10 protein-coding genes are annotated in these 12,193 nt (G+C 37.6%); 2 read left to right on the forward strand and 8 right to left on the reverse strand.

Going from position 1 to position 12,193, the window contains the following annotated elements:
* Nucleotides 1-68: 68 nt before the first annotated feature.
* From hemL to Q9Q86_RS08100, 3 genes are all read right to left on the reverse strand, one after another.
* Nucleotides 69-1,376 carry a glutamate-1-semialdehyde 2,1-aminomutase gene (hemL, locus tag Q9Q86_RS08090; RefSeq protein WP_112986977.1) on the reverse strand — a complete coding sequence of 436 codons (1,308 nt, stop codon included), beginning with the start codon at nucleotides 1,374-1,376 and terminating at the stop codon, nucleotides 69-71.
* 65 nt (nucleotides 1,377-1,441) lie between these two features.
* Entirely contained in the window at nucleotides 1,442-2,053 is a 612-nt protein-coding gene (gene thiE, locus Q9Q86_RS08095; protein ID WP_042891131.1) for a thiamine phosphate synthase, read from the reverse strand.
* Nucleotides 2,054-2,204: 151 nt separating this feature from the next.
* Nucleotides 2,205-2,576: a DUF962 domain-containing protein gene (locus tag Q9Q86_RS08100; RefSeq protein ID WP_112986976.1), complete on the reverse strand. Its 372-nt coding sequence runs from the start codon at nucleotides 2,574-2,576 to the stop codon at nucleotides 2,205-2,207.
* A gap of 174 nt (nucleotides 2,577-2,750) precedes the next feature.
* On the opposite strand from Q9Q86_RS08100, the gene Q9Q86_RS08105 reads away from it, so the two are divergent.
* Nucleotides 2,751-4,205 (forward strand): CYTH and CHAD domain-containing protein, encoded by a 1,455-nt coding sequence (locus Q9Q86_RS08105; RefSeq protein ID WP_112986975.1) that lies wholly within the window; start codon nucleotides 2,751-2,753, stop codon nucleotides 4,203-4,205.
* A 333-nt stretch (nucleotides 4,206-4,538) separates the two neighbouring features.
* Here the strand turns inward: Q9Q86_RS08105 and Q9Q86_RS08110 are convergent, their stop codons facing one another.
* Nucleotides 4,539-5,171 (reverse strand): hypothetical protein, encoded by a 633-nt coding sequence (locus Q9Q86_RS08110; protein ID WP_112986974.1) that lies wholly within the window; start codon nucleotides 5,169-5,171, stop codon nucleotides 4,539-4,541.
* Nucleotides 5,172-5,275: 104 nt separating this feature from the next.
* Between Q9Q86_RS08110 and Q9Q86_RS08115 the strand changes: the two genes are divergently transcribed.
* Nucleotides 5,276-5,659, forward strand: coding sequence for a DUF3144 domain-containing protein (locus Q9Q86_RS08115; RefSeq protein ID WP_004912579.1), 384 nt, complete (start codon nucleotides 5,276-5,278; stop codon nucleotides 5,657-5,659).
* Nucleotides 5,660-5,746: 87 nt separating this feature from the next.
* Here the strand turns inward: Q9Q86_RS08115 and Q9Q86_RS08120 are convergent, their stop codons facing one another.
* The 4 genes from Q9Q86_RS08120 to icd form a co-directional block, all read right to left on the reverse strand.
* Nucleotides 5,747-6,712, reverse strand: a complete 966-nt coding sequence (locus Q9Q86_RS08120) for a calcium/sodium antiporter (RefSeq protein WP_112986973.1) — start codon at nucleotides 6,710-6,712, stop codon at nucleotides 5,747-5,749.
* A 134-nt stretch (nucleotides 6,713-6,846) separates the two neighbouring features.
* Nucleotides 6,847-9,609, reverse strand: a complete 2,763-nt coding sequence (locus Q9Q86_RS08125) for a pitrilysin family protein (protein ID WP_112986972.1) — start codon at nucleotides 9,607-9,609, stop codon at nucleotides 6,847-6,849.
* A 144-nt stretch (nucleotides 9,610-9,753) separates the two neighbouring features.
* A complete protein-coding gene (locus Q9Q86_RS08130; RefSeq protein ID WP_112986971.1) occupies nucleotides 9,754-10,575 on the reverse strand; it encodes a PhzF family phenazine biosynthesis protein in 822 nt (273 codons plus the stop codon).
* Between the two features lie 171 nt (nucleotides 10,576-10,746).
* Nucleotides 10,747-12,003 (reverse strand): NADP-dependent isocitrate dehydrogenase, encoded by a 1,257-nt coding sequence (icd, locus tag Q9Q86_RS08135; protein WP_087540023.1) that lies wholly within the window; start codon nucleotides 12,001-12,003, stop codon nucleotides 10,747-10,749.
* Nucleotides 12,004-12,193: the final 190 nt, after the last annotated feature.

Here is a 12,193-nt window from a genome sequence, read left to right on the forward strand (position 1 = left end):
TCTAATTTTTTATTCCATATCTAAAAAAACACCACAACAATAGTCATGGTGTTTCCTGATATCTGAAATTAAGCAGAAGCTTTCATTTCAGCAAATGTTTCTTTTGCTGCTTGAATGGTCTCTGCAATATCTTGATCAGAGTGTACTGAAGAAATAAAACCAGCCTCAAATGCTGAAGGTGCAAGGTAAACACCGCGTTTAAGCATACCATGGAAGAATTTCTTAAACGCACCCACATCACAGGCTAACATCGAATCAAAACTTGTGATGTCATCTTGATCTGTGAAGTACAAACCAAACATTCCTCCCACTTGCTGAGTTTTGAATGGAATACCAGCTTCATCTGCTGCAACTTGTAAACCAGCAAGCAGTTTTTCTAATTGGGCAGCTAATTTGTCATAGAATTCAGGTTCACGTAGATGCTTAAACATCGCAATACCCGCACGCATTGCCAAAGGATTTCCTGACAATGTCCCTGCCTGATACACGCCGCCTAGCGGTGCGATACACTCCATGATTTCACGTTTACCACCAAAAGCACCCACTGGTAATCCTGCACCAATGATTTTACCTAAAGTCGTTAAATCTGGTTTTACCTTATAGACTGATTGCGCTCCACCAAGAGCAACACGAAAACCTGTCATTACTTCATCAATAATGAAGACTGATTGATATTCATCACAAACATCACGAATGGCTTGCAAGAATCCTTCAATCGGCGTTACTAAATTCATGTTGCCTGCTACAGGTTCAATGATTACGCCTGCAATCTCATGACCAAACTTACTAAAACATTCTTTTAATGCTTCAATATTGTTATATGGCAAAGTTAAAGTATGTTTTGCAAAATCAACAGGTACTCCTTTAGAAGTCGGCTCCCCCTCACCCAAAGTAAGTAAACCTGAACCTGCTTTAACTAATAATGAATCAGAGTGACCATGATAACAGCCCTCAAATTTCACAATCTTGTCACGTCCTGTATAACCACGTGCCAAGCGAATTGCAGTCATCGTCGCTTCAGTTCCTGAACTGGTCATACGAACCATTTCGATCGAAGGCATAATTTCGCAAATCGTGTCTGCCAAAGTGGTTTCATGCACGGTTGGCGCACCAAAACTTAAGCCATCCTCAGCTGCGATTTGCACCGCTTTAATAATATCAGGATGTGCATGACCTAAGATCATCGGTCCCCATGAACCTACATAGTCAATATATCGTTTGCCATCAACATCCCACAGGTACGCACCTTTCGCTTTCTCAATAAAAACTGGCGTACCACCTACACCGTTAAATGCACGTACAGGTGAATTTACGCCACCTGGAATATGTTTATTCGCCTGTTTAAATAACTGTTCTTGCTTTGGAGATAAACTCATATGAGGCTCAACCTAAATCGAAATAATGGGGAGTGACTAAAGTCCCAACTTGTGAACACACAGAATTATGCAAATAATTTCGCCCATGCGCTGACACGAGCAGGAATTTCGGCTGTTGATCGTCCTAATATATCACTAATTACTGCACAAAGGCTTGCTCCAGCCTCTATCACGACTTGAGAATTTTCAACAGTTAAACCTCCAATCGCACAAATTGGCACATCATATTTTTGTTGAGCCTGTTTGATGACTTCGATTCCCACATTGCCCGCTTCTGGTTTAGTTGATGTCGCATAGACAGCACCAAATGCTACATAAGTCGCGCCTTCGGAAATTGCTTTTGCTGCCAAGTCTAAAGAGTTTAAGCAAGTACGTCCGATAATTACTCCTTGGGGTAAACGCTTAATCGCATCAGTAATTTCACCATCGGACTGCCCTAGATGCACACCTAAACCAAATTGTTCTGCTAACGCCAAATCATCATTAATGACAAAAGGGACTTGATATTTTTCACACAGGACTTTGATCAACTCCACTTCAGATGGTTGATTTATTTTTTCTATTTTTTTTCGACGATATTGCAAAATAGCTATATGACCAGTAGCTAGTGCAGTCTCTAACTTTTCTAAAAGAAGTTGAATGGGATCATCATTGGTGATGAGGTATAAACCGCGCATGAAAATTTCACTAAAAAAACGTTGGTTTCAGGGTATATTTTCTTATTTAAAAATTAAAGAGAGTGTGCACATTTACATTACTAAAAATAAACCTTAGAACAAAAAAGCTGCTATGACGCAGCTTTAGACATTTCTAATTTTAATATCTTGTTTAAGACTCAATCTTGTCAAACTTGCGATCAATTAAACTGAGACGACCACGTACAACATCAGACAACATACGCCAATCTGAAATAAAACTATAAAGCGGTTGTTTAAAACTCGCTGGTTTATTGTGTTCAAAGAAAAAGTGTCCAACCCATGCACACGCATATCCAGACAATAAACCATAAGCTAAATACTTTGCTTTACGCTGGCTAATTGCTTTACTCCAAAAATACAAACCCAGTGTACTACCTGCTACATGCAAACGTCGGCTCGCAATACTACGATGTTCAGTTAAATAAAAGCGGTAAAATTCATTATAGTCTTTAATTGGCAATGTGAATTCTACTGGCTTGTCGATCTTCGCTGGTGCATTCATGTGGATCATCCTAATCTTTAAACTCCCCACAACTTAAAGTATTTTTTGCTCAAAATAAAGTCATTGTGAGCCATCCTCAACGAGACTTAAAAGATCTTTACAATAATTTTTGAGATCAACACGTTATACTAAATTTTAGAATATTTATCAAAAATGGTCAGGAGTTATAACATCATGGAAATAGAGCTTAAATTTCAGCTACCTGAATCTAAGAAAAAAAGTGTCCTGCAATTTTTAAATAAACAATCGGCTCAGAAAATTCGTTTGCAAGCAAAATACTATGATACTGCTGATCGTCTATTAGCAAAAAATTATGTGGCTATTCGTCTGCGTCAAGAGGGTGATCATTGGGTACAAACCTTTAAAGCTGCGACTAAAAATCATTTGCAACGTATTGAAGAAGACATCTATTTAGGTAAATGTGAACAAGAACCTGAATTGGACCTTACACTTTATAAACATAATCAAACCGTTCAAAGTGTACTACGTGATGTATTAGGTGACTCGCCTACTGAACTACTACTTCAGTTCCAAACAGATGTGCAACGTACATTTCATGTTTTTGAATTTGAAAATTCGCTAATTGAAGTTTGTTTAGATGATGGTGAAATTCGTACACCTAACGATCAAGCCCAAATATGTGAAGTTGAATTTGAACTGAAACAAGGCTCACCCCAAGACCTAATTACATTCGCACATACATGGGTGAAGAAATATCAATTATGGCTAGATGTTCGCAGTAAGGCTGAACGTGGTAATTTGCTTGCCGTAACTAAACGTGTCTCTCCTGCTACTAAAGCAAAAACGCTCAAATTAGAATCTGATATTAGTGCTGATCAAGCAATCAAACAAATTGTCGAAAATACGTTAAATCATATTTTACCTAATGCAGCAGCGATTGCTGATGGTGTTGCAGAAGCGGATCATATTCACCAAGCACGTGTGGGAATAAGACGTTTGCGTTCTGCCTTAAAACATTTTTCAAACTGGTCAACTCAAGTTGATGAGTCTTGGGAAAGTCAGTTAGCTGAAATTTTTAGAGCTTTGGGTAAATCGCGTGACAATGATGCAATCCAAGATTCGGTCATTCCTTTAATTCAGAAAGTGTGTGATTTTGAATTTAAGCTTACAGCCTCTGACGCAACTAATATTGCTCAGATTTTCAGTCGGACTCAAACTACTGAGCTATTTTTATCACTACTCAACTTTAGCTATCGTGAATCTGAATCAAAGCCTAAAGTCACTAAACAAGCTGCAAAAAGTTTAACCAAGCTCTATCAAAAAATCCTCAAGGATGCAGAACATTTTTCATCACTTGCTGTAGAAGAACAGCATCGAACCCGCAAACGAGTAAAACAATTGCGTTATTGCATCGACTTTATTTCTGATCTTTATCCTGAGAAAGATGTTCAACAATTCCTAGATAAATTACAGCCAATTCAGGAATATTTAGGTTTTTATAATGATTTGTTTGTCGCTGAACATATTTTCGAGGAACAAGCTACAGAGCACCCACAATTTTTATTTGCTTTAGGTTGGGTAAAAGCACAACAACCACATGTTGCTAAGAAGGCTGCAAAGAAACTAGAGGATTTATCGATCAAAGACATTTTTTGGGATGAGGAGTGATTGCTCTGCAAGGGAAAATCACCTCACTCTGTTATCGTGCTGGTGGCATGGATGCCGCCACAAATAATCTAAATCTTAACAAAAAAAGCGGATACTCTGAAACGTCATCAGCAACCTGCGTGATATAAGCAAAGTAATGTTTCTGCGATGCATTTTAATAAATCCAAGAAATAAACAGGTTTTGCTGATGACAATGGCTTTGCCTACTTTGTCCGAAAACAAAGTAGGAAATCGTCTGCGCGAAAACATCCAAACTTTATATAGCACTTGTGGCTGTGCTATTATTTTTTAATGAAAATTAGAGTGTTAAACTATTTATTCCACTTAAATCATTTACCGATACTTCCCAAAAATCTTCCATGTTCCATTATCTGCAATCGGATCACTATAACTATCATTACGTTGCTTACGTAGTTTATCCCGTGCATCCACCAATTTAAAATGTGGTTCGACGCTTAAAATTACACCATTCATATAAAAACGGGTTCGTGTATATTCACTTTGCCCATGCTGAAAGACGTAAGTACGTAAATCTATAAACTCACGATGAGCCACCAAAGCAGCAGTGTCATCACTCCCTAACCATTCTTGCATCGCAAAAATCTGATCTGTGTCAAATTGCCCACACTTTTCGATCAATGCCGCAACACCACGAAAAGTTTTAGACTCTTTAGCGCGAGTTTTATTGATTCGAATACGATCGACGTGAAAGAAAAACAATGGCAGATTCAGATGGCTGGGTAAATGAATCGCATCCACAGGCTCATCTTCCATAAAAGGCTGACAAAGTTCCTGCGCCCTTTCAATCAATGGTTGCCATTGACGATAATACTCATCGACCTGATCTTTTAGACCATAATAAATCGGTAAACCTTCAACATGTTCCAAATATTGAGGTGGATAAATATGTTGACGAAGTAAAGCGATATCTGTTTTTAAGCTTTGAATGGCGATAGCATCTTGCATGATGATAATTCGATTTGCTTAGGCTATTTTAGATTAAGGCAAAGGTTTAGTTTCGACAAGGCTTTGACTATAATAAGACGTCTTATTTTTGTTGGAAAATGATCATGTCTCAAAAAATCAACGCCACCGATGTGACGGAAGAAGAAGCGTTAAATGCGGTGTTTTTTGAGCGTGCAGATGAATTCATCAAACTCGCCAATGAGTATTGCCGCCCACCGAAAGGTCAACCAGCAAAACCAGAGGAATTACGCGGACAAGTGAGCGCTGCTATGCTATTTGCGACTGCTCGTTTTAATACATGGGTTGCTGCAAATAACTTTAAAGATGGCAATGAAATGCGCGACGCTAAAGAGCAAGTGATGACTTATTTGCTTCAACAATTTCAAATGATGCTCGAAGATAATTTTGACGAATATTGCGAGCAGTTTGAAAACTATTTACGCTTCCGTAAAAATGAAGATTTTCATGCTCATAAACATGATCATTGACGAGTAAATTAGTCTTTAGAGATTAAATATTTATCTTCATCAGAACAAGGCATTCATTAGTTTAATGCCTTGTTCTGATTCAATAAATTAAAAAGCTGTATTAATTAGATAAGCTGTATAAGCGATAAAACTGAATAACCAAGTTCCACCTTTTAAACGCCCGATACGTCCATGCCCTTTCAAGCTGATAGTGAAAAAAAGTAGACTCAAGGTGAGTATACCCATTACCACCATATCACGCTGTAAAACCTCATGGGGTACTGTAGTAGGATGAATCATTCCAGCAAGTCCAACCACTGCCAAAGTATTGAACATATTTGAACCAATTACATTTCCTATCGCGATATCAAGTTCACCCTTTCTAGCAGCAGCGATGGATGAGGCTAACTCTGGTAATGAAGTTCCAATAGCTACAACAGTTAAACCAATAATTAATTCACTTACACCAAAGGATTGAGCAATCTCAACAGCTCCCCACACCAATAGACGTGAGCTTATAACTAATACAATTAACCCAAATATTAGTAGTGGAATAGCCTTTTTAAGAGGCATTTGATGTGTTTGTAATTCAAAATCAAATTCATGGCTTAAAACATCACTTTTACTGCGCATACCTTGCCAAATTGTCCATCCCATATAAACAAATAAAAGCAAGAACAGTAACAATGCATCATTCCGACTCAGTTCGCCATCCATGATTTGCATAATCGCTACCACTGTCACGGCTAATAAAAGAGGTAGCTCCTTACGAACTATTGTTGAATGCACCACGATGGGGTGAATGATAGCCGTCAGCCCTAGTATTAATGCAATATTAACAATGTTTGAACCATAAGCATTACCTAACGCAATACCAGGATTACCATCTAGTGCAGCCATGACCGAGACAACAAGTTCAGGAGCAGACGTACCAAATCCGACAACGATCATGCCAACCAATAATGAAGGCATTCCTAGATGATGAGCAGTTGCAGAAGCACCATCAATAAACTTGTCAGCACTCCACACTAATAAAACAATTCCAGCAAGAACAGCGATTAAAGCTAAAAGCATATTATTCCCCGCACTTTAGTTTGAAATGAGGTTTATGAATCATAAAATCTCATTTCATGCAAAAAAAATAAAGCACTTAAGTATTATTTTATTGATGACTAAAAATTAGCTTAGTCCGAAACTATTGATGCCAATTATTGTTGCGCTTTTCCATACTGATCTGCCATAACCTCAACAAACTGATCAAGCTTAATATATTTCTTAATCACAGTATCAATGTCAGATTTCGTTAGTTTAGCAATTTCCTGATCACGTTTTGCTCGATCCAGCAGTGTTTTATTGCGCTCAAGTTGACCCGTCAACATGCCATGAATCGAACGTTCATCTTCTAATGAAGTCACACGTTTCTTCATAATGTCAGCTTTTGCAGCTTCAACTTCTTGCTGAGTTACACCTTTATCAAGTAAGTCATTCAATACTTTATGCACAGACTGTGAGACTTGATCTGAGCGGCCAGCTGTATAATTTGCTGAAATACTCAGTGAACCACTTTCTGTATCTGAATCTAAATCTACACTACTACCAAATCCATAAACCAATGCATTTTTCTCTCTTAGCTCTTGTGCTAAACGAGACGAAAGCTGAGAGTTCCCCATAATGTGACTTAAAATCATCAATGCAGCAGCATCTGGATGATAAGCACCTACTGGAATTGTGAGCACACTTTGATAACTTCCAAACTCACGTTGCTCAGATAAGGCATGAACTTTTTGAGCTTTAAATGCTACAAATGGAGTGACTATCTTTTGATATGGCTGTTTCGTCTTCCATTTTCCAAATGCATTTTCTAGAGTTTTCTGTATTTTTATAGCATCAAAATCACCAGTCACTGCAATTTGCGCATGATTGGTCATGAAGAATTGATCATAAAATTGCTTAACCTGTGACTGAGTGGCATCTTTAAGCTGTTGTTTAGTCAACTCAGGTTCAAAATGATAACGCAAGTCACCTGGTTGATAGGTTTCAAGTAGCCTTGCTAAAGTCATTGATGATACGATCGCTGGTTCTGTATAAGGACGATCTAAAGCAGATAAACTCTGATTTTTAGCCAAATCGAATTCAGACTGAGAAAACTTAGGTTGTTTAATGACATCAATGATAAAACTTAAAAAGTCTTCAAATTTGTCTTTTTTAGCCTGAACCACAATGGTCATTCCATTACCATTCGAACTCACCGATGCTCCCCCACTTGCAGCAATCGCCTTATCGGTAATTTCTTGTAAAGTATGTTTTTCTGAACCACGTAGCATCAAATAACTGGTTAAATCTAAAATAACACCTTTACCGAATAAAGATTTCTCATTACCAAAATCTAAACTAATCGTGGCATAGGTTTTATCATCACGAGTTGGGGTTGGGAATAAAGCATAACGAATGCCATTCTTTAATTCGCCTCGTTGAATCTTCTTTTCATTCTTTTGTAACTGCTGGGCAGATTGTTCGATGAACTGTTTGACCTCTTGCTGATAAACACTTGGATCTTTCAGCGGTTCAGCTTGCTCAGTATTTTGATCTAAGGTTTTTGGTTTATCTTCAGCTTTTAAAGTCATCGCTTTTTTCTGATCTTCTGGAGTAGGCAAAATGTCCCCAGAAATTCGATGTGAAGCGACTAAAAATTGTTTTAAAGTTTGATTAGCATCTTCAAGTTTTAGGTTCTGAATCGCCTCTAAGTCTCTAAAGTATTCATCCCACTGACCGTGTGAAGACACAGCATAATCACTCAAACGTGAGCCTAAAGCGACTGCATCATTTGCAATCGTATCGGCTGTATTTTGAGTAATATTTTTTATACGTTGTAATTCTGCATCAGTAAAAGTTTTACTATTTTCAACCCCATCAACTAGAGCATCACCCACTTTTTTCGCATCATGATTAGGTGCGTAAATCGCCCCCATAAATACGACATTAAAGTCTTGATCTAACCAAGTGGTTGATTGGACTGCTGTACTAATTCCTGTTTCAACCATACTTTTATATAAAGTTCCACTCGGTTGCATCGTAAATAATGCTGGAGCGAGCGCTAAAGCTGGCTGTAATTTTTCATTCTTGCCATTCATATAAATATTAAACTTGGCAAGATCACTTCCCTTTTGTACCGTAAACTGGCGTTGTTCAATTTTACTTGAATCTAAAACAGGGACTTGTACTGGGTTTGGAATTTTACGTGCTGGAATAGGGCTAAAATACTGATCAATTTTCTGTAAAACTTCTGTTTTATCGAATTTACCAGAGATCACCATGACCGCATTATTAGGTGCATACCAAGTTTTATAAAACTGGTTCAGCTCATTCATTTTGATCGATTTCAATTCAGGTAGATCACCAATCGGCAAACGCCCTAAATATTGATTTCCGTAGGCAGCTTTCCACATTTGATCCATCAATACCGCAAATGGCTGATCCATACGGATTTCACGTTCACGTTTCACAATTTCAATTTCTGATGGAACAAATTTCTCCTGAAGCACCAATTTATCCATGCGTTCAGATTCTAAATACAGAATCTCATTGAGCGCATTTTTCTCTGGACGAACAATATTCAAATACTTAGTTGAATAATAATCCGTGCTTGCATTTGTCATTAAGGTATATTGATCAAGGCGACGTTGAAATTCCTCACCTTTTACATTTTGTGTTCCTTTAAAAGCCAAATGTTCAAGCAGGTGAGCCAAACCACCTTTGCCCTTTGGATCATTCAAAGAACCTGTCATATAAACTGTATTTACAAAGACTTTATTTTCTTTTTCATTTGGGGCGAGAATAACTCTAAAGCCGTTGTCTAATTTATATTCTTCGATATTTTTTTCAGTTTTTACGAGTACAGCCTGAGACCATGAAGCTGCGCTCACCCCAAGTAAACAAAGAGAGAGTGTAAGTTGCTTAAACCGCATTAACATAGATTATCCGAATATTTTTGATGATTTAAATAAATACAAGTGTCCATACTAGTAAACAGCATAGTTTTTTAATAGTTATATTTTGAAAAAAGCTGTTCACTTAAACAGCTTTTTTCATTGTTTTTATTCGTTTTTTGTTACAAGCTAAATAGATAGTTCAGCCTGCATATATAACTTTGCATATCCCGAAATTTCAATACGCTCTGCTGACTCAATGAAGCATTCCAAAATGCCACCACGTGCTGATGCTTGATATGCAACTAATCGTTGTTTGTTCAGTTTTTCTGCCCAAAGTGGAACAATTGCCGTATGAATCGAACCTGTTACAGGATCTTCATCTATCCCAATCGCAGGAGCAAAATAACGTGACACGCAATCGAACTTTCCATCCTCACCCTTTGCAGTTATTGCAATATCAGGTTGAGATGCAGTAATTGCTGTACGTACCTGTCCTAATTGTTTTAATTTCTCTAGGTTCGGTTGCTCATCCAATACATCTTGGACAGACTCATATTCAACAATATAGGCTTGAGCATTTAAATAAACTGCCTTAAATGGCTTGGTTAAGCCATCACGTAAAGCTTGTGGATAATCAGAAACCTGTTCAGCTTTACGAATCGGAAAATTCATTTTGATTTTCCCATCAGCATCTTGAGTAACTACAAAAATTCCAAGTTGACGGACATGAAACTGTATGGTCTTCGCTTCTGTAAAATCTTTAAATAAAACATAAGCACTAGCTAAAGTTGCATGTCCACAAAAGGCAACCTCATCTGTCGGTGAAAACCAGCGTATTTCGTAATTAGCATCATCTATTTTTCGGACAAAAGCTGTTTCTGATAGATTATTTTCTAATGCGATATTTTGCATTAAATGCTCATCTAACCAATTATCCAAAACTATAACCGCTGCAGGATTGCCCTTGAATAATTCTTTGGTGAAAGCATCAACTTGATACATTTTCATAACAGCAAACTCTTCATAATTTTCAGCATATTTTGAACAAATGATCTAAAAATACTAGATACAGTTTTTTTAAAATTTACGATACAACTAAAAAGGTCAACACAGAATTAATATGAAATATATAGAACAAAAAAAGAGCGGTTTAACCGCTCTTTTAAAATCATGAATAGATTAATCACCCATATGTTCAATAATTGCTTGACCAAATTCAGAGCAACGTACCAAGGTTGCACCAGGCATTAAACGCTCGAAATCATAGGTCACTGTTTTTGCTTCAATCGCACCTGATACACCTTTAATAATCAGATCAGCAGCTTCAATCCATCCCATATCACGCAGCATCATCTCAGCAGAAAGGATAATCGAACCTGGATTTACCTTATCTTGTCCCGCATATTTTGGTGCTGTACCATGTGTCGCTTCATACACCGCAATCGCACCACCAATATTTGCACCTGGCGCAATACCAATACCACCAACTTCTGCTGCAAGCGCATCAGAAATATAGTCACCATTTAAATTAAGCGTGGCAATAACTGAATAATCCGCTGGACGCATAAGAATTTGCTGTAAAAATGCATCTGCAATCACATCTTTAATAATGATGTCTTTGCCTGTTTTTGGATTTTTAATTTTAACCCAAGGACCACCATCTAATAGTTCTCCGCCAAAACGCTCCATCGCTAGCTCATAGCCCCACTCTTTGAAGGCACCTTCGGTGTACTTCATGATATTGCCTTTATGGACAAGCGTCACTGAAGGTTTATCATTATCAATTGCAAACTGAATGGCTTTACGGACAAGACGTTGAGTACCCTCTTTTGAAACAGGTTTAATCCCAATACCACAACCTTCATCAAAACGGATTTTTGTTACGCCCATTTCTTCTTTTAGAAATTTGATAACTTTTTTAGCTTCATCCGAATCTGCTTTCCATTCAATCCCTGCATAAATATCTTCAGAGTTCTCACGAAAAATAACCATGTCTGTTAACTCAGGATGTTGCACAGGTGATGGTACACCTTCAAACCAACGCACTGGTCTAACACAGACATACAAATCAAGTTCTTGTCTGAGCGCAACATTTAATGAACGGATACCACCACCAACAGGAGTGGTTAAAGGACCTTTGATTGAAACAATAAATTCACGTAATGCTTCGAAAGTCTCTTCTGGCATATAAGTGCCATATATTTTATCTGCTTTTTCGCCGCAATATACTTCCATCCACTCAATTGAACGTTTACCACCATACGCTTTTAGAACAGCAGCATCTACTACTGCCTTCATAGCTGGTGTAATATCCACACCAATACCATCACCTTCTATAAAAGGAATGATTGGATGATTTGGAACATTCAGTGACAGGTCTGCGTTTACTGTGATTTTGTCACCGTCAGCAGGAACCACGATCTTCTGATAACCCATTTTACAGGTTCTCCCTCATGTGTATCTTGCGAGTAAATGTATGCCTTCTATGGCATACTTTCGTTGTTATTACATGAAACAGTTTAATCCATAAGCAAGGTTTTTGAGATTTATAGGAGAAATACAAACATTTCTCTCTTAAATAAAAAGCTTTATGTCATGGTGCCACTTAAAGCCAAAGTAGTATATT

The organism is Acinetobacter sp. A22 (assembly GCF_030913345.1).
Lineage (GTDB): Bacteria > Pseudomonadota > Gammaproteobacteria > Pseudomonadales > Moraxellaceae > Acinetobacter > Acinetobacter junii.

Coding starts and splice junctions, on each gene's coding strand:
- Q9Q86_RS08120 (WP_112986973.1), bottom strand. CDS start 6,712: ATGCTTTTAGCTTTAATCGCTGTTCTTGCTGGAATTGTTTTATTAGTG.
- Q9Q86_RS08100 (WP_112986976.1), bottom strand. CDS start 2,576: ATGAATGCACCAGCGAAGATCGACAAGCCAGTAGAATTCACATTGCCA.
- hemL (WP_112986977.1), bottom strand. CDS start 1,376: ATGAGTTTATCTCCAAAGCAAGAACAGTTATTTAAACAGGCGAATAAA.
- thiE (WP_042891131.1), bottom strand. CDS start 2,053: ATGCGCGGTTTATACCTCATCACCAATGATGATCCCATTCAACTTCTT.
- Q9Q86_RS08115 (WP_004912579.1), top strand. CDS start 5,276: ATGTCTCAAAAAATCAACGCCACCGATGTGACGGAAGAAGAAGCGTTA.
- Q9Q86_RS08110 (WP_112986974.1), bottom strand. CDS start 5,171: ATGCAAGATGCTATCGCCATTCAAAGCTTAAAAACAGATATCGCTTTA.
- Q9Q86_RS08125 (WP_112986972.1), bottom strand. CDS start 9,609: ATGTTAATGCGGTTTAAGCAACTTACACTCTCTCTTTGTTTACTTGGG.
- Q9Q86_RS08105 (WP_112986975.1), top strand. CDS start 2,751: ATGGAAATAGAGCTTAAATTTCAGCTACCTGAATCTAAGAAAAAAAGT.
- icd (WP_087540023.1), bottom strand. CDS start 12,003: ATGGGTTATCAGAAGATCGTGGTTCCTGCTGACGGTGACAAAATCACA.
- Q9Q86_RS08130 (WP_112986971.1), bottom strand. CDS start 10,575: ATGAAAATGTATCAAGTTGATGCTTTCACCAAAGAATTATTCAAGGGC.